This is a genomic window from Amphritea atlantica (assembly GCF_900111095.1).
Taxonomy (GTDB): domain Bacteria; phylum Pseudomonadota; class Gammaproteobacteria; order Pseudomonadales; family Balneatricaceae; genus Amphritea; species Amphritea atlantica.
This window is the reverse complement of the sequence record NZ_FOGB01000024.1, coordinates 14,256-35,524: the sequence shown is the minus strand read 5'-3', so window position 1 is coordinate 35,524 and position 21,269 is coordinate 14,256. Positions and strand designations below refer to the sequence as shown.

At 48.9% G+C, this 21,269-nt stretch carries 25 protein-coding genes and 1 riboswitch; of the genes, 16 read left to right on the top strand and 9 right to left on the bottom strand.

Features of this window, described 5'->3' with window-relative positions; genetic code table 11:
* Positions 1–245: 245 nt before the first annotated feature.
* Positions 246–1,118, bottom strand: coding sequence for a glutathione-dependent disulfide-bond oxidoreductase (gene yghU / locus BMY09_RS21620; RefSeq protein WP_091362219.1), 873 nt, complete (start codon positions 1,116–1,118; stop codon positions 246–248).
* Positions 1,119–1,685: 567 nt separating this feature from the next.
* Here yghU and BMY09_RS21615 point away from each other — a divergent pair.
* From BMY09_RS21615 to BMY09_RS21590, 5 genes are all read left to right on the top strand, one after another.
* Positions 1,686–2,147: a hypothetical protein gene (locus BMY09_RS21615; RefSeq protein ID WP_091362218.1), complete on the top strand. Its 462-nt coding sequence runs from the start codon at positions 1,686–1,688 to the stop codon at positions 2,145–2,147.
* The gene (locus BMY09_RS21610) at positions 2,144–3,217 is read left to right on the top strand and encodes a serine/threonine-protein kinase (RefSeq protein ID WP_091362217.1); all 1,074 of its coding nucleotides are present in this window, start codon (positions 2,144–2,146) and stop codon (positions 3,215–3,217) included. The genes BMY09_RS21615 and BMY09_RS21610 overlap by 4 nt, the downstream gene beginning before the upstream one ends.
* A 79-nt stretch (positions 3,218–3,296) precedes the next feature.
* Complete coding sequence (locus BMY09_RS21605) at positions 3,297–3,479, top strand: hypothetical protein (protein WP_091362216.1); 183 nt, start codon at positions 3,297–3,299, stop codon at positions 3,477–3,479.
* Between the two features lie 466 nt (positions 3,480–3,945).
* Positions 3,946–4,251: a hypothetical protein gene (locus tag BMY09_RS21595; protein ID WP_175483630.1), complete on the top strand. Its 306-nt coding sequence runs from the start codon at positions 3,946–3,948 to the stop codon at positions 4,249–4,251.
* Positions 4,252–4,353: 102 nt separating this feature from the next.
* The gene (locus tag BMY09_RS21590) at positions 4,354–4,737 is read left to right on the top strand and encodes a VOC family protein (protein ID WP_091362213.1); all 384 of its coding nucleotides are present in this window, start codon (positions 4,354–4,356) and stop codon (positions 4,735–4,737) included.
* A 110-nt stretch (positions 4,738–4,847) separates the two neighbouring features.
* Here the strand turns inward: BMY09_RS21590 and BMY09_RS22295 are convergent, their stop codons facing one another.
* Positions 4,848–4,952 (bottom strand): RnfH family protein, encoded by a 105-nt coding sequence (locus BMY09_RS22295; RefSeq protein WP_139203238.1) that lies wholly within the window; start codon positions 4,950–4,952, stop codon positions 4,848–4,850.
* Between the two features lie 128 nt (positions 4,953–5,080).
* Between BMY09_RS22295 and BMY09_RS21585 the strand changes: the two genes are divergently transcribed.
* Positions 5,081–5,605 (top strand): hypothetical protein, encoded by a 525-nt coding sequence (locus BMY09_RS21585; protein WP_091362212.1) that lies wholly within the window; start codon positions 5,081–5,083, stop codon positions 5,603–5,605.
* A 224-nt stretch (positions 5,606–5,829) separates the two neighbouring features.
* Here the strand turns inward: BMY09_RS21585 and BMY09_RS21580 are convergent, their stop codons facing one another.
* The 7 genes from BMY09_RS21580 to rsxA form a co-directional block, all read right to left on the bottom strand.
* Positions 5,830–6,093, bottom strand: coding sequence for an RnfH family protein (locus tag BMY09_RS21580; protein ID WP_091362211.1), 264 nt, complete (start codon positions 6,091–6,093; stop codon positions 5,830–5,832).
* The gene (locus BMY09_RS21575; RefSeq protein ID WP_091362210.1) at positions 6,090–6,776 is read right to left on the bottom strand and encodes an electron transport complex subunit E; all 687 of its coding nucleotides are present in this window, start codon (positions 6,774–6,776) and stop codon (positions 6,090–6,092) included. Before BMY09_RS21575 ends, BMY09_RS21580 begins: the two co-directional genes overlap by 4 nt.
* Positions 6,773–7,444 carry an electron transport complex subunit RsxG gene (gene rsxG, locus BMY09_RS21570; protein WP_091362209.1) on the bottom strand — a complete coding sequence of 224 codons (672 nt, stop codon included), beginning with the start codon at positions 7,442–7,444 and terminating at the stop codon, positions 6,773–6,775. The genes BMY09_RS21575 and rsxG overlap by 4 nt, the downstream gene beginning before the upstream one ends.
* Before the next feature lie 19 nt (positions 7,445–7,463).
* A complete protein-coding gene (locus BMY09_RS21565; RefSeq protein ID WP_217647487.1) occupies positions 7,464–8,522 on the bottom strand; it encodes an RnfABCDGE type electron transport complex subunit D in 1,059 nt (352 codons plus the stop codon).
* 5 nt (positions 8,523–8,527) lie between these two features.
* The gene (gene rsxC / locus BMY09_RS21560; protein WP_217647486.1) at positions 8,528–9,994 is read right to left on the bottom strand and encodes an electron transport complex subunit RsxC; all 1,467 of its coding nucleotides are present in this window, start codon (positions 9,992–9,994) and stop codon (positions 8,528–8,530) included.
* 10 nt (positions 9,995–10,004) lie between these two features.
* A complete protein-coding gene (locus BMY09_RS21555) occupies positions 10,005–10,529 on the bottom strand; it encodes an RnfABCDGE type electron transport complex subunit B (protein ID WP_091362206.1) in 525 nt (174 codons plus the stop codon).
* Positions 10,530–10,626: 97 nt separating this feature from the next.
* Complete coding sequence (gene rsxA / locus BMY09_RS21550) at positions 10,627–11,199, bottom strand: electron transport complex subunit RsxA (protein ID WP_091362205.1); 573 nt, start codon at positions 11,197–11,199, stop codon at positions 10,627–10,629.
* 315 nt (positions 11,200–11,514) lie between these two features.
* Between rsxA and nifL the strand changes: the two genes are divergently transcribed.
* The 10 genes from nifL (at position 11,515) to BMY09_RS21500 (ending at position 21,214) form a co-directional block, all read left to right on the top strand.
* Positions 11,515–13,107 (top strand): nitrogen fixation negative regulator NifL, encoded by a 1,593-nt coding sequence (gene nifL, locus BMY09_RS21545; RefSeq protein WP_091362204.1) that lies wholly within the window; start codon positions 11,515–11,517, stop codon positions 13,105–13,107.
* A gap of 12 nt (positions 13,108–13,119) precedes the next feature.
* Positions 13,120–14,742 (top strand): nif-specific transcriptional activator NifA, encoded by a 1,623-nt coding sequence (gene nifA / locus BMY09_RS21540; RefSeq protein ID WP_091362203.1) that lies wholly within the window; start codon positions 13,120–13,122, stop codon positions 14,740–14,742.
* A gap of 209 nt (positions 14,743–14,951) precedes the next feature.
* On the top strand, positions 14,952–15,743 hold the full coding sequence (locus BMY09_RS21535; RefSeq protein ID WP_091362202.1) for an EAL domain-containing protein: 792 nt from the start codon (positions 14,952–14,954) through the stop codon (positions 15,741–15,743).
* Positions 15,744–15,855: 112 nt separating this feature from the next.
* On the top strand, positions 15,856–16,032 hold the full coding sequence (locus BMY09_RS22260; protein ID WP_091362223.1) for a hypothetical protein: 177 nt from the start codon (positions 15,856–15,858) through the stop codon (positions 16,030–16,032).
* Positions 16,033–16,220: 188 nt separating this feature from the next.
* Positions 16,221–16,430 (top strand): hypothetical protein, encoded by a 210-nt coding sequence (locus BMY09_RS21525; RefSeq protein ID WP_091362201.1) that lies wholly within the window; start codon positions 16,221–16,223, stop codon positions 16,428–16,430.
* 444 nt (positions 16,431–16,874) lie between these two features.
* Positions 16,875–16,974, top strand: a riboswitch (guanidine-I (ykkC/yxkD leader).
* Positions 16,975–17,039: 65 nt separating this feature from the next.
* Complete coding sequence (locus BMY09_RS21520) at positions 17,040–18,122, top strand: putative urea ABC transporter substrate-binding protein (RefSeq protein ID WP_376787857.1); 1,083 nt, start codon at positions 17,040–17,042, stop codon at positions 18,120–18,122.
* Positions 18,123–18,197: 75 nt separating this feature from the next.
* A complete protein-coding gene (locus BMY09_RS21515) occupies positions 18,198–19,028 on the top strand; it encodes an ABC transporter permease (RefSeq protein WP_091362200.1) in 831 nt (276 codons plus the stop codon).
* On the top strand, positions 19,021–19,824 hold the full coding sequence (locus tag BMY09_RS21510; RefSeq protein ID WP_091362199.1) for an ABC transporter ATP-binding protein: 804 nt from the start codon (positions 19,021–19,023) through the stop codon (positions 19,822–19,824). Before BMY09_RS21515 ends, BMY09_RS21510 begins: the two co-directional genes overlap by 8 nt.
* Before the next feature lie 9 nt (positions 19,825–19,833).
* The gene (locus tag BMY09_RS21505) at positions 19,834–20,565 is read left to right on the top strand and encodes an urea amidolyase associated protein UAAP1 (protein ID WP_091362198.1); all 732 of its coding nucleotides are present in this window, start codon (positions 19,834–19,836) and stop codon (positions 20,563–20,565) included.
* A gap of 10 nt (positions 20,566–20,575) precedes the next feature.
* Positions 20,576–21,214 carry an urea amidolyase associated protein UAAP2 gene (locus tag BMY09_RS21500; RefSeq protein ID WP_091362197.1) on the top strand — a complete coding sequence of 213 codons (639 nt, stop codon included), beginning with the start codon at positions 20,576–20,578 and terminating at the stop codon, positions 21,212–21,214.
* Positions 21,215–21,269: the final 55 nt, after the last annotated feature.

Genomic DNA, 21,269 nt, shown 5'->3' with positions numbered 1-21,269 from the left:
GTTTCCGTTCTAACTACTCTAGACGTGGCTGCGCCACTGGCTATGGGTTAGAAAAAGCGGTTCACCACAGTACCCAGAGGGCATGCTAAGGACACCGAGAACACAGAGGGAAAGCTTAGCGCCAGGTCTGTAATTGTGCAGCTTTGCAGCATGTAAGATCTGCCCGCTCTTTATCCGCTTTTTCTAGCAAGCGACGCAGTCGCGTCTAACGACTAGCAGGAAACGAAGTTTCCGTTCTAGATAAGCTACTCTCTTGCTCTGTGCGAGCCTAAAGCCAAAACCTTATCAATATCGTCGGCGGAGTGACGTTCGCGCAGTTGTTCCCATGCCTCCCCCGAGGACTTGTTAACGATGCGGCCACGTTTGACGCCTTCGCGTTGTTCCAGCATCTTTGCCCATCGTAGAACGTGACTGTAGCTTTCAACCTGCAGAAACTCTGCAGCATCATATAAACGCCCCAGAACCAGATTGCCATACCAGGGCCAGATGGCGATATCTGCGATGCTGTATTCATCGCCTGCCACATAGGGATGTTTTGCCAGCTGTTTATCTAACACGTCCAGTTGGCGCTTAGTTTCCATGGCATAGCGATTGATGGGGTATTCCTGTTTTTCATCGGCATAGGCGTAGAAATGACCAAAGCCGCCACCGAGAAAGGGAGCGGAACCCTGGGCCCAGAACAACCAGTTGAATACCTCTGTCCGACTGGGGCCGCTTTGTGGCAGGAACTGACCAAACTTCTCAGCTAAATGGACCAGAATCGATGCCGATTCGAAGACATTAACATCCTCATCCCCCGATCTGTCGACCAGTGCGGGAATTTTTGAGTTTGGGTTGACGCCGACAAACCCGGAAGAGAACTGTTCCGACTTGCCAATATTAATCAGATAAGCATCGTATTCAGCCTCTTTAATGCCAAGCAACAGTAGCTCTTCGAGCATAATGGTGACTTTCTGACCGTTGGGTGTACCCAGCGAATACAGCTGAAAAGGGTGATCACCCACCGGCAGATCCTGTTGGTAACGTGCCCCTGACACCGGGCTGTTGATGTTCGCCCATTCGTTGCCTCCCGCAGTATCATCTACCCAGACTGCAGGGGGGATGTATTGTTCACTCATAGGGCCTCCTTGATCGTGACGTTATTGCTGTCGTTGGTGTTGTCGGTAATGTCCGAGTGTGCTTTATCTTAATGAGGAAAACAAATGATACTCTGGATGAAGGGGAACCATTAACGGATGTCCTATGTGCTCCTGTTATTGATTTCCTTATGTAGTGAAACTAGGGCCGGATGGCAGGAGAGAGTGGGGTTGTTTACTCATTCAACGCTGAGGCTGTGATCAATGAATTTTTGGATATTACGGTTAAGCGGTGGGCTGCTTTCACCTCATCTTCCTGTGGATAATAAATCGCAATATTCTGTGTATGCATGGCTCTCCACTCATTACAGTATATTGGTATAACTCCAGAATGTTGGCACGCTTTGACACTGGCATAACTCATAAAAGTGGTGCAGAATCAGGCAGATAAGGATATCAACAGGTGAGATTATCTGCCGGTTGAAAGTGACAAAACGCGCATGCGCGTTTTCAGGGGATGAAAAACGACGTGCTTCAAAATTACTCTTTCCGTTCCAATAGATACAGCATCCCCCATCACCGTCTCGCGGTGTCAAATAGGAAGTAAAAATGAAAGTATTAGGAATAAGAACAGCTCCAGGTCAATTGAGATATGCCATCATTGAATCTAATGAAGATCAAACTTCTCTTCTTAATGCTTCAACTGAGAACCTGATTAAAGTTCCTGCAGGCATGGAAGACTATAGCGAGAAATTAGCTTGGCAAAAAGAAGAGGTAGACAGAATTCTAAGACAAAATCCTGATATTGATCATGTTGTAATGAAGGTCGGTGAGTACGGTAGAAGTGATACTAAATCTTCAAGGCTAGGTGCATATTTTGATGCGGCAGTCATACTCGCAGCAAAAGAGCAGGATATTCCGGTTGAGGGAAAGATCTATAAACAGGTGGGAACAAAAAGAGCTGAAGTAAAAAATCACGCTGAAGAGCTTGTTGGAAAAACTGACACACACTGGAATGAGCAAATCGCGGATGCCATTGTTGCAGCATGCTCAGTCAGGAGTGATAAATGAGTCTAAGGATAAGTTTGAAACCAGGCGACAACCTCTATAAATATCAATTGATAAGATTTATTGGCGGGGGAAATTTTGGTGAAGTCTGGCTTGCGCTCGATGTAACCCTCTCCAGAGAAGTTGCAGTAAAAATTCTTGATGAAAGCATGGCTCCTGCTGCTGAAAATCTTAGAGAGGCTCAACTAGGACATAGATTGCAACATCAAAACGTTGTGCATGTCCATTATGCAGATGTTGTTCCAGTTAGTGGTATTAACATTGTCATCATTGCAATGGACTATCATCCAAACGGTTCAGTTTTAAACCTGCAAAATCCATCAAACTTTCTTGTGATCACACAGGCACTGGCTATATCTATTGATATATTAAGGGGTCTTGAATACTTACATGAGCAAGGTTTGTTTCATAATGATATAAAACCTTCAAATATTCTTATAGGTCCGAGAAGAGAAGGAATCTTAACAGATTATGGAATTTCGGGGGTTTCACCAAACTTACAGCCCACACCCGCTCCAAATGCATATGTACTACACAGGGCTCCAGAAACGGCTCAACATAATAATATTTCTGTACTTACGGATATTTATCAGGTTGGTTTGACTTTATTTAGACTTATAAATGGTCTTGGTTTAATAAAAGAAACCAGAGATGCTATTGGGCAGGATTCCTTTGAGCAACTAAAGGCTAAAAACAAGGTATTAGCGACAAGAGATTATCGGCCCTTCGTTCCGAACTCAATAAGAAAGGTTATCTCAAAAGCGACAAAAGCAGACCCTACTCAAAGATTTCAGTCTGTATTAGAAATGCGAAGAGCATTGGAAAATATAGCTTTATACGGGCACTGGACAACAGATTCTACGGGTAATTATCAAGGATATTTCAGTAACCAGCTTTTCTATTTCACCTATGAAAAAAATTCTCGAGGCTTCAAATTTACGCCATATAGGAGAAGACTAGCAACAGGAAATGAAACGAGAATAGCAAGACTTTGTGCGAGTAACCTATCAGAAAATGGATTGAGTCAAGCGGTTTCAGATTTTATGCTGTCAGTTATAAACGGCAATATATGAGCTACCGTAACATAACAAGAAAATCCAGGTAATACCTACGGCGCACCTGATTTTAGAGTTATCAGAAAAGGACAGTGAAATGACAAAACTAATCGTAGAAATTATAGAAAACCCAGACGAAAAGCACGGTTGCTGGGGTATTCAAATAAAATCTGAAGGCGGAACCACTTTTTTTGATACTGGGTATATTTATGAAGGGGAGGGAACTGCAAATCGAGAGTTCTGTAAAGTGTTAGAAAACTTACCTTCGAAAGAATCGTAATTAATGTGTTGTATTTTGCAGTTACTAACAAACGGCCCTGTCACGCCCCGTGCAAGCGCACGGCCCGCGCCAGACCCGGTGCAGAAGAAGCAAAACGTTTTAAGTGTCCTTGATAAATATGAATCAGAAATGGAACTGTAAGCAGTCATTTTCGGTTAGAGCTAGCACCATGTTGCTGCTTTACCTCCCAATTCTTATGGGGCTGGGAGCGGTATTCAAAGATGTCCAAGGGGAATTAGCAGCTTCAATGCGTATGTTTGTAGGAGTTGCGGGCTGGAATTGTGTCATGGTAATTGCATTTTCAGCCTTATTTAGTTCGTCGTTTTTTATAGCATCTCTTGTGCGTAAAAAACCACAAACCCAGTTTTTTATCGAATTTATAATTGCGGCATGTATAGTTGTACTTTCACCAGTGTATTAGCAACACTTAAGCTGCTGGCTGATTTCGATTGTTAACTGAGCAGATATGATGGAACACTGGCCTCAGCTTATCGGACTAATCTTAGGACTGCTAATCGCTATCCCGATCGGTATTCATATGTTTCGTGAGTGCTTCAGGAACTATAACCAGTTCCAGAAAGAGATGAAGGAGACCGGAGGGAGTGAAGAAAGAAAACTATATGATGGAGAGTTCAAAAAAGCTGTCAATCATCAGTTTATTGAATTTAAAGCCGGTTTTGCGCTGGTTTTCCCTATCATTATTTTTTTGATTACCTACTTCCTTACGTCCTCAATTGCAGAAACTGCCTTTAAGGTTTATCAGGGGGCTTAAATTGCAACATCTCAGGGAAGTCAGAGCCACTTAACAGGTGCAGCTGCGGATCATCGCTCGTTCATACGCTGGGTGCCATATCTCTATTAATCAGGAGTCATTGTGCAAGTAGAAAGAATCGACCACCTTGTTCTGACCGTTAAGGATATTGATGAAACTGTAGGTTTCTATACATCTGTTATGGGGATGGAGAAGGTTGTTTTTGGAGAGGGGCGGGTAGCATTATCCTTTGGATGTCAGAAAATAAACCTGCATCAACTGGGTAAGGAGTTTGAGCCTAAAGCGGGCAGGGCTACGTCAGGTAGTTCCGATCTATGCTTTATTATCAAACAGCCAGTAGAACAGGTTATTGCGCATCTGAAGGCTTGTAATGTGCCTGTTATTGAAGGGCCGGTTAATCGAACGGGTGCAACGGGTAAAATCGTATCTGTTTATTTTAGAGATCCTGATGGCAACCTTATCGAAGTGTCGAACTATGTGATGTAACCAGGCCATTAAGCATCGTCCACAGAGTAAAAGGGAACAGACCTGTTTACCCCTCCTGACTCTTTTCTCTATGTCCTCTGTGCCCTCTGTGGTAAAAACGCCCTGGTGGCTTAATTATCGTGGTCATCACCTGCATCAAACACGCGGACGATTTTGCGATAGATCTCGATTCGGTCGCCCTCTTCAAGCGAGGTAATGTGGATGAAGTTGTGCATTGGTGATGCTCCAGTGCAAACGGTTATGCCGGGCCTGGATTATTTAAGGTTTGTGGAGCATGGTCAGCGAGGTATGCATTCCCACGCGGGAGCGTGGGAACGAGTAACTATTAATAAAGGGTTATTATATGATTATTTTTGATGGTATTAATGTTTTGTTAGATAGCGCAATTTTTATTAATTTACTTGTTTTTATAACAATGATTTTAGGTTTTGTCTACTATCGTAAAGCAGAGCACCCGGAAAATATCTATACAATGCGTTTTAAGGTCTCCCACGAAGGAAAGCAAAATGAGGTTGTACTTAAGAATGTTCCAGATGATTTGCGTATAGCTCTTGAATATGTAGACAAAAAAAGCGAAGTATTAAGTTATGTTAGAATAAAAGAAAAGCAGGAGGCTTCACCGAAACTTAGACCGATACGAGTTGAATCGGGTGGTTACTTTCTAAAAGATACGCCGTATGGAAACGATATTGTACGTTATGAAACTTATGATGTCTGTATAGGTATAAAGGGCGAGCTTCTTCAATATAAGGTTTACGGTGCGGTGGCTCAGCTCCTGAATTATCTTTTTATGTATAATAAATATAACAGAGAAAATGTTTTTATTTCAATTTTTCCTGTGATGGTAAGAAAGTCTAAATATTATTAATATATTTCTTTATGCTGTCGGTGCAAGCCCACATTTTTCATGAAGGTCTAAACAACAAACGGTCGAAAGGGTTATTGTTATCAGTGTCGAGTCAATTCTCATAAATAATCTTTTGTCTACAACAAAAAAAAGGGAACAGATCTGTTGAAAATCTATCCCGTTCAACTCTTTTCTCTGTGCCCTCTGTGCCCTCTGTGGTAAAAACGCCCTGAGCCCTTCAGGAATTAATCATCCTCATCGTCATCGTCTTCGTCAAATACGCGTATGATTTTGCGATAGATCTCAATCCGGTCGCCTTCCTCAAGAGCGGCGTTCAACCGGGTGAGCTTACCGAAGATGCCGATTTTCTGGGTTTTCAGATTGATCTCGGGGCATTGCTCCAGAATCTGAGATGCTTGGATGGCGGTTTCTACCGTCGCACTGTCATCGATCTCAATATCTGACCAGAGCTGTTTGCTTTCTCCGGCGTAGGCGATTGACACTTTCATGCAGACTCCTCCTGCAAACTACCCTGAATGGCGTTTCTGCGTGCTTCCAGTTTACGGTCGGTGACCCGCTTGCCTGCCAGAATAAGCCCCAGACAGATAAAGCCACCAGGCGGAAGGATCAGCAGCAGGGTACCGCCATAATCGGGAAAGATCGTCATCTCAATAAATGCGAAACTGTTGCCCAGCAGCAGTGAGGCATCGGCAAACAGGGTTCCGCTGCCAAACAGTTCGCGCATACCGCCCAGCAGCACCAGCACCCAGGTAAAGCCGATCCCCATGGCCAGACCATCGATCATCGATGGGCCGACATTGTTTTTTGAGGCGAAACTTTCCACCCGGCCGAGTATGGCGCAGTTGGTGACGATCAGCGGGATAAACAGCCCCAGTACCTGATACAGCTCGTGCATCCAGGCGTTGAGGAACATATCCACCAGGGTCACCATCGCTGCGATCAGCAGAATAAATACCGGTATCCGTACCTGAGGGGTGATAATCCCGCGTATCATCGAGACCAGCATATTGGAGACCAGCATCACCGCCAGGGTGGCGATGCCCATTCCCAGTCCGTTACTGGCGGTGGTGGTGACCGCCATCAGCGGGCAGAGTGCCAGCATCTGCCCGAGTACGACGTTGTTATTCCACAACCCGTCGGCCCAGATCTCTGCATAGGATTGCTGTGTCATTTTGAAGCCTCCTTATTTGCGCTCATCGCAGCGCTGAGCTGCCCCTCAATCGTGGCGCGCTGCTGACTGTAATGTATCAGGCCGGTTTTAACCGCTTTTACGACCGCTCTGGGGGTGATGGTGGCACCGGTAAACTGGTCGAAATCGCCGCCATCTTTTTTCACCTGCCACTGGGTTGCCGAGTGGTTTTCCAGCGAATAGCCATTAAAAGAGGTGACCCAGTCATTCTTTTTAATCTCTATTTTGTCCCCCAGTCCAGGGGTTTCTGCGTGGCTGATGGTGCGCACGCCGGTAATTTCGCCTTTCTCATTCAGCCCGAGCAGTAATACGATATCACCGCTGTAACCCTTGCCGACCACCTCCATGGCAAGGCCGGACAACTGGCCATTCCGGGTCGCCAGATAGGCGACGTTATGGCCGGGGAAGGGGCTGTCTTTGAGACTGTAGCGCAGCTCCAGCGGGTTGTTGTCATACAGGTCAGCAGGGAGTACCTGATCCAGCATGACCCGGGTGTCTTCCTCGAGTCTTAGCTGAATATCGTCCCGGGTGCTCTGATCACCCATGATCAGCAGCAGGCTGATGATGGTTGCCATACCGCCGAGCAAACCGGCCTGATAACCGATGCGGTGGGTAAAGCTGGGGATTGCAATCGCTCTGGTGGGCTTCATTGTTTACTCCTCTTTATCACTACTCTTTCGCCACTTTCAGGGGCGCGCCCTTGTAGTCGTAGCCATAGATTCTTGGACGGAAGTAGCGATCGATAATAGGGGTCAGTGCATTCATAAACAGCACAGCAAAACCGATAGCCTCTGGGAAGGAACCCCAGGTGCGGATGGTAAAAGTGACCAGACCGATGCCCATGCCGTAGATCAACTGGCCTTTGACATTGGAGGGCGAAGTGACCGGGTCGGTCGCAATAAAGAAGGCCCCAAACATCAGTGCGCCCGATAGCAGATGGTAAACCGCCGGGGCGTAACGTTCAGCATCGATACTGTTGAACAGGGTTGCCATGGCCGCCACGGTGACGATCAGGGCAACCGGGATATACCACTGAATGATCCGTTTCCAGATCAGGAAGATGCCACCTGCCAGCATCAGCAGTGCCGAGGTCTCCCCCAGACTGCCACGGGTAAATCCGGTCAGCGCGTCGTTTACACTGAAAATTTCCGCCACCGAAACAGTGGAAGGAATGGAAGCGGTCAGCGCGGTTTTTACATGGCCCAGTGCCGTGGCACCGGTGAGCGCATCACTCAGGGGCGCTGCCACAAAGGTGATCTCCAGGCCTTCAATAAAGCCGGGAGCGGTTGCATTAGTTATAGGATTAACATTGGCCCAGGTGGTCATCTCCAGAGGGAAGGAAATCAGCAGTCCGACCCGGGTCAGCATGGCGGGGTTAAACAGATTTTGTCCCAGTCCTCCGTAGAGATGTTTGCCAATGACAATGGCAAACAGCGTGCCGGTAACCGCCAGCCACCAGGGACCCCATGGGGGGAGGGTCATCGCGATAATCCAGCCGGTGAGTATGGCCGAACCATCCAGGGCTGCACTTAAGCGTTTACCCGCCAGTGATAAACATAGCAGTTCACCCGCCATTGCTGAGGCAATACAGAGAACCCAGAGGTTGATGGCAGGCCAGCCAAACAGATAAAACCCCAGCAGTGTTGCGGGGAGTAGTGCAAAGCAGACCAGATACATCGTTCTTTCGACAGAGCTGCGATCATGCGCATGGGGGGATGAAATCATCATAGTGCTCAGACCTTCTCAACTTGACTTTTAGCTTTCTTGCGGGCTTCCGCTTTCGCTGCCTTTTCCGCTTTAGCAGCGGCTTTCGCTGCAGCCTCTTTTTCCTGCCGTGCCATGCGTGCCTCAGACAGTGATTTGGTATATTCCCCTTTTCTGGTCTGAATCTGATTCTCCCGATGCTTGCCTTTGGCAAACTGGAAATAATGCACCAGGGGGATATGGGAGGGGCAGACATAGGCACAGGAGCCACACAGAATGCAGTCTTTCAGGCCGAACTCGTTGGCGCCATCATAATCATCTGCCCGGGAGTGGCGGGCCATCTCCAGCGGTAGCAGGCCCATGGGGCAGGCCTGGACACAGCTGCCACAACGGATGCAGGGGGATACCTCAGCTGAGTTAATCTCCTCTTCTGTCAATGCCAGAATTGCGCTTGCCCCTTTGGTGATAGGCACACCAGTATTGGGCAAAATCTGTCCCATCATCGGTCCGCCCATCAGCATCCGTGCTGGCGTTGAGACCAGCCCGTCGCACTGCTCCAGCAGCCACTGTACCGGGGTGCCGATCAGCACCTCGACATTTTGCGGTGTTGCCAGTGCCTGTCCCGAAAGTGTCACCACCCGGGAGATCAGGGGACGGGCCTGATAGATCGCCTGATGTACCGCAAAGGAGGTAGCGACGTTGTGAACCAACACGCCAATATCTGAACTGCGCCCGCCCGTGGGTACCTCGCGACCGGTGATCACTTTGATCAGCTGTTTGGCTGAACCCATCGGATAGCGGGTTGGAATCACCCTGATCTCAACATTGTCGTGTGTCTGGGCCGCTTCCCGCATCGCTCTGATCGCTTGCGGTTTGTTGTCCTCAATACCGGCAATAACCTGTTTGGCGTTAATCGCTTTGAGAATCAGCTGGGCACCACTGATAATCTCAGCGGCGCGCTCGCGCATCAGCATATCGTCACAGGTGAGGTAGGGCTCACACTCACTGCCATTCAGAATCAGGGTGTGAACATTCTGTCGCGATCCGGCTTTGAGTTTCAGTGCTGCAGGGTAGGTCGCGCCCCCCAGACCGACAATCCCGGCGCCATCCACCAGGTCGGCAATCGCTTCAGCACTCAGCTGTTGCGGGTCGATGGGGTTCTCAGGAACATAGACCGTATCCAGTCCATCCGGCTCAATATGGATCGCATCGTAACTCAGCAGTGACGGGTGAGGCGCCTGAATCCGACCGATACCCAGTACTTTTCCCGATGTTGGCGCATGGATTGATGCCGAGCGGTCACCCGCCGTGGTACCGATCAGCTCGCCTTTGAGGACAAGCTGTCCCTCTGCAACAATCGGTTTCGCGGGCAGACCTGCGTGCTGGCTGAGAGGGATCGATAGCAGCGGCGGTATACCCAATACCCGGATCGGTGTCTCTGTGCTCTGCTCTTTGCGCTCATCCGCGTGTACGCCACCGCGCACTTTAAATTTCATCAACATCGTCTTATACCACAGCAGGTTTAGGCCAGTGCCAGTTGTCCAGAGTCTGTTCTTCCTGATGCAGGGCGATACAGTTCTCCGGGCAGGCGGTGACACATTTACCACAACCGGTGCAGGCTTCTTTAAACACATAGTGGAGCTGTTTATTGGCACCGACGATGGCGTCAGTTGGACAAACTCTGAAACAACGACAGCAACCGGTGCAGAGAGATTCTTCTACCGATGCGGTCAATGGTACTGACGTCAGGTTGCTCAGGTCGGCTGTTACCCCAAGCTTTTCCGCCAGACTTTTCGCCAGCACCTGGCCACCAGGAGGGCAGCAGGTGACATCCGCCTGGCCATTCACCATCGCTTCAGCTGCACTGCCGCAGCCGGTAAAACCACACTGGCCACAATGGGTGCCCGGTAACATCGATTCGACATCTTTGATGAGCGGATCTTCTTCAACAGCAAAGACCTTGTCCGCATAACCCAGAATAAATCCCAGTATTAATCCCAGAGAGGTCAGTACAGCGATAGTCAGAAACATAATATTTACCCTTCTAAGCTATGTTAATAAGATCAGGTTTAATAAGCCCAGGTTTAAAATCTCAGCTTTTCAAACGCTGAATAGCGCAACGGTCAATCTAGACGAGCCCGCCGAACCCCATAAAAATCATTGAAAGAATACCTGCGGTAACCAGCGCCACCGGTGTGCCGGCAAAGGTCTTCGGCACTTCTGACAGCGCCAGGCGCTCTCTCAGCCCGGCAAAGATAATCAGAACCAGAGAAAAACCGATTGAGGCGCCAATGCCATAGGTCATACTCTCGATAAAGGAGAACCCCTCGCTGATATTGATGAGCGCCACACCCAGCACGGCACAGTTGGTGGTTATCAGGGGCAGGAAAATGCCCAGGGTCCGGTGTAGTAGCGGGCTGCTTTTCTTAATCATCATCTCGGTAAACTGCACCACGGCGGCGACCACCAGAATGAAGCAGATGATTCTCAGATACTGCAGGTTCAACGGTTCGAGAACATAGTGTTCAATTAACCAGCCGGACATACATGAAAGGGTCAGAACGAAGGTTGTCGCCACCCCCATACCAGTCGCGGTACTGAATTTATTGGATACGCCCATCAGCGGACAGAGACCCAGAAACTTCACCAGAACGACGTTATTGACCAGCACGGTGCCGACCATCAGCGTGATTAATTCCATCTATGCAACCTCAACAGATTTATGCTGATAAGCTGTCTGCATTAACTATGCCATTGATAAGGTGCTGAAATATAAGGGGTTGTGTTCTTTTGTTTCTGTATGTTTAGCAACATTGTCAAAAACGTTACATCGCTTTTGTCGCTCGGCTTGTTTGTCGTATTTCCTACAATTTAGCGATTATCTGAACCGTAATGGTGCATTTTTTATAAGGTTATTTTGGTAGTCCTGGTCGTAAACCGCGCTATAACGGCAAACAGTGGGAATGGCTTAATAATTGCAAAATCAGTTTTAGCAGTGCGAATCAGAGGAGCGGTTATGACCAAACAAATCAGCGACAACCTTCATGCAAATGACAACGTTGATAATACGGAAGAACAGGCGATCTTTTCCGGGCTGCCGGGAAGCGTGTTTTTTCAGGCTGTCGAACACGCCCCTATCGCGATTTCGATCACCGATCTCAGCGCTAATATCATCTACAGTAACCAGACCTTCAGTCGTGAAACTGAGTACTCAAAAGAGGATGTGCTGGGCAAGAATGAATCAATTCTGTCTAACCATAATACCCCTCGAATTGTTTATGAATCCCTATGGGGACGGTTAACACAGCAGAAGCCCTGGGAAGGTGTTCTGGTGAATCGTCGCCGGGACGGTAAGCGCTATCTGGCTGAACTTATGGTGGCGCCAGTACTGGATGAGAACAATAAAACCATCAACTATCTGGGGATGCACCGGGATGTCACCGAACTGCACATGTTGCAGCAACGGGTGCAGAACCAGAAAGAGATGATCGAAAAGGTGCTGGACGCGGCCCACACCTCGATTGTGCTGATGGATCAGGAAAACCGGGTGGTGCTGGATAATATCGCCTATAAAACCCTGGCGACCGATATTGCGCCTATCGAACCGGGTGCACTGTTTCTGTCAAAACTAAAAGAGGATCTCGGGGCTGACTTTAACCAGCAAAAGCTCAAGCCGGGACAGACGATTGCCGGCCATGAGGTCACCCTCGAAGTGGGTAAGGGTAAGCAACATCGAATCTTCTCCTGTGATTACAGTATTGTCGGGATTGGGGACGAAAGCGCCGATGGCTTTTTTTCTAACCCGGTGCAGAGCTATCAGATGCTGGTGATCAAGGATATTACCGAGATGCGTCACCGTGAACGGCTGGAGCATATGAATGCGATGCAACTGCTGATCGCGGAAGAGGAGTCGGTGTATCACCTGCGCGAAGCGCTCTCAGGTGCCATGTTTAAATTTCAGCAGCCGCTGAATCTGATGTCGGCCGCGGTGCGGATGCTGGAGCAGAGTGCTGCGGGTGCTGAACTCTCTGCAGAGAAGATCGTCGAGGTACTGAAAGAGGCGATCCAGATAGGCCAGGACACCTGCAGTATGCTTGAGGGCGTTGTACCCCAGAGGAAGCCGCGCTCATTTGGCTCGATCAATATCAACGAGGTGCTTCGCAATGTACTTGAGTTCTCTACGCCCCGGTTATTGCGTAACGGCATTCAGGTGGTCTGGCTGCCCTCCGTCTATGTTCCGGCTATTAAAGGCCGGGAGAGTCGTCTTCACAGTATGTTTAAGCAACTGGTGGACAATGCCATCGATGTGATTGAGCTGGAGCATCCCGTGCGACGTGAGATTGAAATCTCTACCCGGGTGGAAAGAGAGGAGATTGTGGTCAGTGTGGCAGATACTGGTCCGGGTATTCAGGACGCCATGATCACAAAAGTGTTTGAGCCTTTTTTCAGTACCAAAAGTAACAGCACACCCAGCTCCGGGCGCGGCATGGGGCTTACCCTGGCGCAGGAGGTGGTAACGGAACATTGTGGAACGGTTTCAATTGATCCGAAATACAGGGATGGCTGCCGGATTCTCGTGCATCTGCCTATTGATGTGCAGGAAGGCTGATGGGGAGAGATAATGTTGAATAGTGCCACGACCAGAACAGAATTGTTTGAGCGCCAGCTGTATGTGCTGGATAAAATATGCTGGACGTTAACCCGTTCTTTAGACCTGAACCCCAGTTTAGATGAAGTACTGAATATTCTGCACAACGAAGCGGAGATGAAAAATGGTCTGATCGCACTCAAAGATTATGAGATGGAAAACCTCTATATCAGTGCGGTGCACAGCGACTCTGATGTGGTGCAGCGGGCCAAAGAGGCGGCCCGTTATCAACAGGGAGAGGGGCTGGTTGGCTCAATCTTAAAATCACAAAACTCTTTAGTGCTGCCTAATCTGGCCAATGAACAGCGGTTTCTCGACCGGCTGGAACTGTTTGAGCTGAGCCTGCCCTTTATCGGTGTGCCGGTCAAAGATCAGCGGGGCAATGTGGTGGGAGTGCTGGCGGCTCAGCCAACCTCTGACCCGGAACGGTTTCTGGCTGAAGAGTGCCGTTTTCTCAATATGATCGCCAACCTGCTGGCTCAGTTGCTGAGATTGCTGGGCGAGGTAGAAAATCAGCAGCAACAGCTGACCGATGAACGTGATGAACTACGACGACGGGTCAGAGGCAAGTTTGGTTTTGAAAATCTGATGGTGGGACACACGCCGACCATGGTGCAGATGTTTGAGCAGATCCGGCGGGTGTCGAAATGGGATACCACTGTGCTGTTGCGGGGCGAATCGGGCACCGGTAAAGAGCTGGTGGCCAGTGCGATACACTATAACTCGCCACGGGCACACAACAGTTTCATCCGTCTGAACTGCGCCGCACTGCCTGAGAACCTGCTGGAGTCAGAACTGTTTGGCCATGAGAAAGGTGCATTTACCGGTGCCACCCGCACCCGTCAGGGGCGGTTTGAACAGGCGGATAAGGGGACACTGTTTCTCGATGAAATTGGTGAAATATCACCGATGTTTCAGGCCAAGCTGTTGCGTGTCTTACAGGAGGGAGAGTTTGAACGGGTCGGGGGCAATAAAACTATCTCGGTGCAGGTGAGAATTGTCGCCGCTACCAACCGGAATCTCGAACAGGAGGTGCGCGATGGTAACTTCCGTGAGGATCTCTACTACCGGTTGAATATTATGCCGATCAACCTGCCTCCTTTACGGGAGCGGATAGAAGATATTCCTGAACTGGTTAATTTCTTGCTGACGAAGATCGGTAAGTCGCAGGGGCGACCACTGGATATCAGCAAAAATGCGGTACGAAAACTGATGACCCACGCCTGGCCGGGGAACGTGAGGGAGTTGGAAAATACCCTTGAGCGCGCCTCGATTATGGCTGAGGAGGGGGTTATTGAAGAGCAGGATTTCTCCTTCAACAGTGCTGAGCTGATGGGGGGGAACTTTACCCCGATAGCGTCGCAGGCGGTGCCAAACATTCCCTCACCGTCTCCTCATCATCAACCGGAAGAGGGTGGTAATTCTGAGTTGTCCGGGTTAACAGAAGATTCGGACATGGACGAACGCCGTCAGGTGATCGCTGCCCTGGAGCAGGCCGGCTGGGTGCAGGCGAAAGCCGCCCGGCTGTTGAATATGACACCGCGTCAGATCGCATATCGGATTCAGACTATGAACATTGAAGTGAGGAAGTTATAACGCAGTCCCCCGGATCTACACATACTGTTAGTGTTACTGACGGGTGTTAAGCTGTGAGTAGAGGGTATTCGGTTTCCCTATCGGATTAATTCATATACTCTGACAATTGTTATGTACGTGCTCTGATGACAGTGCTCTGATGCAGGCATTTAATCAGATCATGACAGAGACACGATAAGTGCTGGGTATGATGAAGAGGGGGAATCGCTATGGATGATATCCCAACAGAGTGTAAGAAGTTGGTCTGCAGCAACTGTGCTGATGACGTGGGCCTCGAATTCGATTTTACCATGGCGTTTCAGCCGATAGTGAACTGTTCGCAGCAGACTATTTTTGGCTATGAAGCTCTGGTGCGTGGCCTGAATAATGAGTCTGCTTATTCGGTTATTTCACAGGTCAATGATGAAAATCGGTACACTTTTGATCAGTTGTGTCGGGTGAAGGCGATCGCCCTGGCCGCTGAGCTCGACATCAGGTCGATGCTGAGTATCAATTTTCTGCCTAATGCTATCTACCGGCCCGAGCTCTGTATACGCACGACCCTTGAGGCTGCCCGGACATATAATTTCCCTACTGAGAAAATTATGTTCGAGTTCACCGAGGTGGAAAAGATCGAAGATAGTAACCATATCAAGCGCATCGTTGAGTATTATCAATCGCTGGGCTTCAAGACCGCCACTGATGATTTCGGTTCCGGCCATTCCGGTCTGAACCTGTTGGCCGACTTTCAGACCGATATTATTAAACTGGATATGGCCCTGATTCGGAATATTCATAAGGATAATGTGCGTCAGTCGATTGTGATTAATTGCCTTAATATGTTCCGCGATCTGGGGATCACTCCACTGGCTGAGGGGATTGAAACCATCGAAGAATTTATCTGGTTACGTGACGCGGGTGTTGAACTGATGCAGGGGTACCTGCTTGCCAGACCTGGTTTTGAAAGTTTACCGCTGGTTGATTTTGATGCGCTGTTAACTTCATCAGATAATAAACGCTAAGCCCTGCCAAAATTCATTTTTTAGCGTGGGCCTTGGTGGGGGGGAAATATCCCACCGGAAAGCCATGAAAAATGATATAATGCTCCGCCACCACTCAAACGGAGTTCTTTTTATGGCAGTTAAATCTAAAAAAGCAGCAGCAAGTCAGACACACGATTCAATCGCAGAACAGACGGCTGCCTTCCTTAAGGCCGGTGGTGAGATCCAGCAGATAGAGAAAGGCGTTTCCGGCCGGGAGAATAATGGCGGCCCGCGTCATATTGTATTAGGCAAGCCCCAGAACAAGTAATATCGTCAGCCGATAAACTAAACCGCGCTCGAACTTCAGAGCGCTGTCATCTTTTATAGTCTGCTAATATAAACACCCGTTGAATTCATCATTCTATGGCCTTTCCTCTCTGGCTGTAGTCTGCTGGTGTAACGCGAGTATTTTTACCCGATAGATTCATTCCACCCACACGATTGGATATTGTATTCATGGCGACCCGAGCGTTTACTCTACAACGAATATGTAATTTTGCCGGTAAGGCGTTTGACCCTGATTCCGATGAACAGGTCAGCGAAGTTTTGCGCAATAAGTTTAATATCTCGCTTCCTCAGCGACGCACCCTCAACGATGCAATGGAAGCGGTTTGTAGTGATCACGATATTATCGCCCTGATTTTACAATACCGGACAATGGCGTGATTTAATCAACGCAGCTTGTTTTTAGACTCTTTAAGGTTCTTATTTATGTACCGTCTGAAATATCTGTTACTACTTACAGTGATCTCTTTGTTAACGGCCTGTTCCCCGATCCCTGACCTGCCAGGTCCGATTGGTATTCCTGGACTCTGAAAACGATTAGGATGATTCAACAAAAACGGTTCGTCTTATGTTTTGAATAGAAGCTCTTTTAACGATCAATTCACCTGATTAATGTCTCTGAAGTGCTCATCTTTAGCGCGTTGTATAAAGCTATTGCTTATTAGTGGTGCATTTTTGTGATGCCTTTTTTTATTAGAAACTCTGAAGAATGTTATTAAGTGATTGTTTGTTAAGTGCTTTAGTTAATTGGCTTAAATAGTGCTTTCAATTAATAAACGCACGAGGGACGTTACCGGTGATTTAATATCGCCAAACACAATTGAGAAAACAGGCAGCTAGGGTTCCGGCTATTAATACGTAGCGACTGGTCCGAGAGCCGCCGACCTCACCTGAGGTTACACGGAGGGACAAAAGCCCGGGAGAACAGATACCAGTAACTGGTTATGTCTCTTGTGCTTTATTTCGTGAACTAATAGTAAAGGTGAAGTTATGATGCATTCTATCCGCTCGATCATGCGCACGTTAACACTAACTGTTTCAATGATCGCCCTCCTGATTACCACCTCGCCCGCAGCGTTCGCTGCAGAAAAAACAGATTTTAAACTCGCTTGGACAATCTACGTTGGCTGGATGCCATGGGACTACGCTGCAGCTTCAGGCATCGTTGATAAATGGGCTGATAAATATGGCATTAATATCGACATTGTTCAGGTGAATGACTATGTCGAGTCAATTAATCAGTACACCGCCGGACAGTTTGATGCCACCGTCATGACTAATATGGATGCGTTGACGATTCCCGCGGCGAGCGGCGTGGATTCAACAGCACTGATTGTTGGTGACTTCTCTAACGGCAATGACGGTGTCGTGCTGAAAGGGGACAAAACGCTTAAAGATATCGCAGGACAGCAGGTTAATCTGGTTGAGCTGAGTGTCTCTCATTACCTGTTGGCCCGGGGGCTGGAATCGGTAGGCATGTCAGAGAAGGATGTTAAGGTGGTTAATACCTCTGATGCCGATCTGGTTGCTGCGTTCAGTTCTGATACGGTGACGGCGGTGACAACCTGGAACCCTCTGCTAAGTGAGATTACTGCACAGCCAAATACCAGCGAGGTATTTGACTCCTCAATGATTCCCGGTGAAATCATCGACCTGTTGGTGGTTAATACAGAAACGCTGGAGGCTAACCCCAAGCTGGGCAAAGCCCTGACCGGCGCCTGGTATGAAATTATGGCAACTATGTCGGGTACAGATGCCGCTGCCACTGAAGCTAAAACCTTTATGGCGGAAGCATCGGGTACTGATCTGGCCGGTTATGACGCTCAGCTGGCGTCTACCAAAATGTTTTATACCGCGGCTGAAGCCGTTGCATTTACCCACAGTGCTGATCTGATGGCCACTATGCAGAAAGTATCCGAGTTCTCTTTCGACCATGGTCTGCTGGGTGAGGGTGCACCGGATGCAACCTTTATCGGTATCGAGACCCCTTCAGGTGTCTACGGTAATACCTCAAACGTAAAACTGCGCTTTAATCCTGCCTATATGGAGATGGCTGCGGAAGGTGCTCTTTAATCCTGAGACAACAGGGGAGTTGTGCGCAACTTCCCTTGCACATCTGCTGTTTCATTCAGATTAAACGGAGTATCTATGACTCGTATTATTAACCGTCAGCCCAGCCGATATGGCCGGCTGGCGCTGGGTTTCCTGCCTTTCGTTATTCTGTTGCTGGTCTATATAGTCGCTTCAGATGCCCGGTTGGCGGAAAACTCAGCTGATAAACTTCTGCCCTCTTTTCAGAGCTTTGCCGATGCCGTTGTACGTATGGGCTTTGAGCCCAGTAAACGTACCGGCGAATATCTGCTGCTGAATGATACGCTCTCCAGCCTGCAACGTCTGATGATGGGGGTTGGATTAAGTGCTTTTATCGGACTGGTTATCGGTGTTGGTAATGGCATGGTGCCCTATATGCGCTCTCCGTTGTCACCGTTAGTGACGGCGATCTCACTGATTCCACCGATGGCAATACTGCCGATTCTGTTCATTATTTTTGGTTTGGGTGAGTTATCCAAAGTGGTGCTGATCGTTATCGGAATTTGTCCGATCATTATTCGTGATATCCAGCTGCGCACCGACGATCTTCCTCCTGAACAGCTGATTAAAGCTCAGACCCTCGGGGGCAGCAGCTGGCAGATTATCGTCAGGGTGGTGTTACCACAAATTATGCCCCGTCTGATTGAAGCTGTACGCCTGACCCTGGGTAGTGCCTGGTTATTCCTGATTGCGGCGGAAGCGATCGCGGCAACCGATGGTCTGGGCTACCGCATCTTCCTGGTTCGACGCTATATGGCGATGGATGTGATTCTGCCTTATGTCCTGTGGATCACGACACTTGCGTTTGCCATGGACTGGTCCCTCAAGCGTGTCTCAATTTTGTTATTCCCCTGGTATCACGGAACACAAGGAGGCGGTCATGACTAAGTCTGAAAAACCTATTATTCAGATTAAAAATCTCTGGAAGGAATATGGCGATAACGTCGTGCTGGAACGGATCAATCTGGACGTCTATGAGGGCGAGTTTGTCAGCATCGTCGGCGCTTCCGGTTGTGGTAAAACCACCTTTCTTAATCTGATGCTGGGCACTGAGCAGCCCAGCCGGGGCAGTATCCTGCTGGATGAAGCGCCGCTGGATCCTGAACCCAGCACTGAGCGGGGTATCGTCTTCCAGAAGTACTCAGTCTTTCCTCATATGACCGCATTGGAGAATGTGATGCTGGGGGAGGAGTTCAGCAAGACGTCAATGAGCAGTGTGGCGATGGGCCGTCTGATTGGCCGGGCTAAAGAGGATGCCAGAGAAAACGCGATGGCTATTCTCGAACAGGTGGGCCTGAGTCAAGCAGCTAATAAGTATCCCAGTGAACTATCCGGGGGGATGCAGCAGCGTCTGGCGATTGCGCAGGCACTGATTAAAAAGCCCCGGATTCTGTTGTTGGATGAGCCGTTTGGCGCACTCGATCCCGGTATCCGTAAAGATATGCACCAACTGATTGGCCAGCTGTGGCAGGAACAGAAGCTGACTGTCTTTATGATCACCCATGATCTTAGCGAAGGTTTTCTACTGGGCAGCCGGTTATGGGTGTTCGATAAAACCCGGCAGGACAGCCATGCCCCGGAGCGTTTCGGCGCTCACATCACCTTTGATATTCCACTCAGCACCGGGAAATCCGGTGAGGAAGAGCTGGAACGATTAAAAGCGACTGAACTGGACGTTGCGTAAGGAGAATTTATGAATCAGCCAATATTTAACGATTTAATACCCGGTGCCAGCCATTGGTCGATGATGATACCGGCAGGTAATACCCTGCAGTTTACTGATCCCGAAGGCGGGGCCAATGTCAGTTTGCTGTTTTATAACCCACAAAACCTGCTGGAGCGCTATAACGCGCCCGATACCCTGAAGTGTCAGCATACTTTCAGGTTGACCGAGGGAAACTGTCTCTACTCAGATATGGGGCGTATCTTCTGTTCCATCGTCCGGGATGATACTCAGTGGATCGATACCGTCGGTGGCGTGGCGAATAAACAGAAGGTTGCCGATAAATGGGGCCACCGGGATTATCAGAAGGACCGTAACAACTGGCTGCAAAATGGCTATGACAGTCTGTTAGTCGAAGTGGCCAAGTATGGTTTGGGTAAACGGGATCTGGCAGCCAACCTCAACCTTTTCAGTAAGGTTTATACCGATGACCAGGGGAATATGAACTTTGCGCAGGATCACAGCAAAGCGGGTGATTCAATTGCGCTGCGTTTTGAGATCGACACGCTGGTGGTGATGACCACCTGTCCACATCCAATGAATCCTGCGGCTGAATATCCACATAAGCCGGTAGCGCTTCAGCTGTTCAAATCAGAACCGCTGACCGCGGATGACAGCTGCCTGACCCATTGTTCAGAAAATGGCCGGGGATTTGAAAACAATCAGCGCTATCTGGCCGTGTCCAGCTGCTGTGGACATTAAGGAGATTGGTATGATTCAGGAAAGTTCATTACTCGCCGATCAGGCATGCCAGCGGGATATTGTCGACGCGGGTGATTACTACATGAAAGTCGTCAAGGCGGGACAAACGGTCCGGATTCTTGATCTCGAAGGCAATCAGGCGGCTGATACGCTGTTTTATAACGCCGCCGATCCTGCTGAGCGCTACAGCGCCATTGATACGATCCGTGAGCAGGGCAATGTCTACCTGACAGCGGGCAGCCGGTTGCTATCCAACGAAGGCAATCTGCTGCTGGAGATCGTTGCTGACACCTGTGGTCGCCATGACACTCTAGGAGGGGCCTGTGCCACCGAAAGTAATACTGTGCGCTATGCCTTAGAGAAGAAATGTATGCATGCCTGCCGTGACAGCTGGTTATTAGCGGTTGCAGAGAATGAAGAGTTTGGCATGAGCAAACGGGATATTACCCACAACATCAACTTCTTTATGAACGTGCCTGTCACCAGTGACGGCGGACTGACCTTTGAAGATGGGATCAGCGCACCGGGTAAGTATGTCGAGCTGAAAGCGGCGATGGATGTGATTGTACTGATCTCCAACTGCCCGCAGCTGAATAACCCCTGTAATGCCTATAACCCGACGCCGGTTGAAGTCCTTATCTGGGATTAGTGTCACAACGCAGATGTTATCTGCGCAGTATAAAAGGGCTGGGGACGACCCCAAT

Coding starts and splice junctions, on each gene's coding strand:
- yghU (WP_091362219.1), bottom strand. CDS start 1,118: ATGAGTGAACAATACATCCCCCCTGCAGTCTGGGTAGATGATACTGCG.
- BMY09_RS21585 (WP_091362212.1), top strand. CDS start 5,081: ATGATTATTTTTGATGGTATTAATGTTTTGTTAGATAGCGCAATTTTT.
- BMY09_RS21615 (WP_091362218.1), top strand. CDS start 1,686: ATGAAAGTATTAGGAATAAGAACAGCTCCAGGTCAATTGAGATATGCC.
- rsxG (WP_091362209.1), bottom strand. CDS start 7,444: ATGAAGCCCACCAGAGCGATTGCAATCCCCAGCTTTACCCACCGCATC.
- BMY09_RS21575 (WP_091362210.1), bottom strand. CDS start 6,776: ATGACACAGCAATCCTATGCAGAGATCTGGGCCGACGGGTTGTGGAAT.
- BMY09_RS21605 (WP_091362216.1), top strand. CDS start 3,297: ATGACAAAACTAATCGTAGAAATTATAGAAAACCCAGACGAAAAGCAC.
- BMY09_RS21595 (WP_175483630.1), top strand. CDS start 3,946: ATGATGGAACACTGGCCTCAGCTTATCGGACTAATCTTAGGACTGCTA.
- BMY09_RS22260 (WP_091362223.1), top strand. CDS start 15,856: ATGGCAGTTAAATCTAAAAAAGCAGCAGCAAGTCAGACACACGATTCA.
- BMY09_RS21555 (WP_091362206.1), bottom strand. CDS start 10,529: ATGTTTCTGACTATCGCTGTACTGACCTCTCTGGGATTAATACTGGGA.
- BMY09_RS21510 (WP_091362199.1), top strand. CDS start 19,021: ATGACTAAGTCTGAAAAACCTATTATTCAGATTAAAAATCTCTGGAAG.
- rsxA (WP_091362205.1), bottom strand. CDS start 11,199: ATGGAATTAATCACGCTGATGGTCGGCACCGTGCTGGTCAATAACGTC.
- BMY09_RS21565 (WP_217647487.1), bottom strand. CDS start 8,522: ATGATGATTTCATCCCCCCATGCGCATGATCGCAGCTCTGTCGAAAGA.
- BMY09_RS22295 (WP_139203238.1), bottom strand. CDS start 4,952: ATGCACAACTTCATCCACATTACCTCGCTTGAAGAGGGCGACCGAATC.
- nifL (WP_091362204.1), top strand. CDS start 11,515: ATGACCAAACAAATCAGCGACAACCTTCATGCAAATGACAACGTTGAT.
- BMY09_RS21515 (WP_091362200.1), top strand. CDS start 18,198: ATGACTCGTATTATTAACCGTCAGCCCAGCCGATATGGCCGGCTGGCG.
- BMY09_RS21535 (WP_091362202.1), top strand. CDS start 14,952: ATGGATGATATCCCAACAGAGTGTAAGAAGTTGGTCTGCAGCAACTGT.
- BMY09_RS21520 (WP_376787857.1), top strand. CDS start 17,040: ATGATGCATTCTATCCGCTCGATCATGCGCACGTTAACACTAACTGTT.
- BMY09_RS21610 (WP_091362217.1), top strand. CDS start 2,144: ATGAGTCTAAGGATAAGTTTGAAACCAGGCGACAACCTCTATAAATAT.
- BMY09_RS21500 (WP_091362197.1), top strand. CDS start 20,576: ATGATTCAGGAAAGTTCATTACTCGCCGATCAGGCATGCCAGCGGGAT.
- nifA (WP_091362203.1), top strand. CDS start 13,120: ATGTTGAATAGTGCCACGACCAGAACAGAATTGTTTGAGCGCCAGCTG.
- BMY09_RS21580 (WP_091362211.1), bottom strand. CDS start 6,093: ATGAAAGTGTCAATCGCCTACGCCGGAGAAAGCAAACAGCTCTGGTCA.
- rsxC (WP_217647486.1), bottom strand. CDS start 9,994: ATGAAATTTAAAGTGCGCGGTGGCGTACACGCGGATGAGCGCAAAGAG.
- BMY09_RS21505 (WP_091362198.1), top strand. CDS start 19,834: ATGAATCAGCCAATATTTAACGATTTAATACCCGGTGCCAGCCATTGG.
- BMY09_RS21525 (WP_091362201.1), top strand. CDS start 16,221: ATGGCGACCCGAGCGTTTACTCTACAACGAATATGTAATTTTGCCGGT.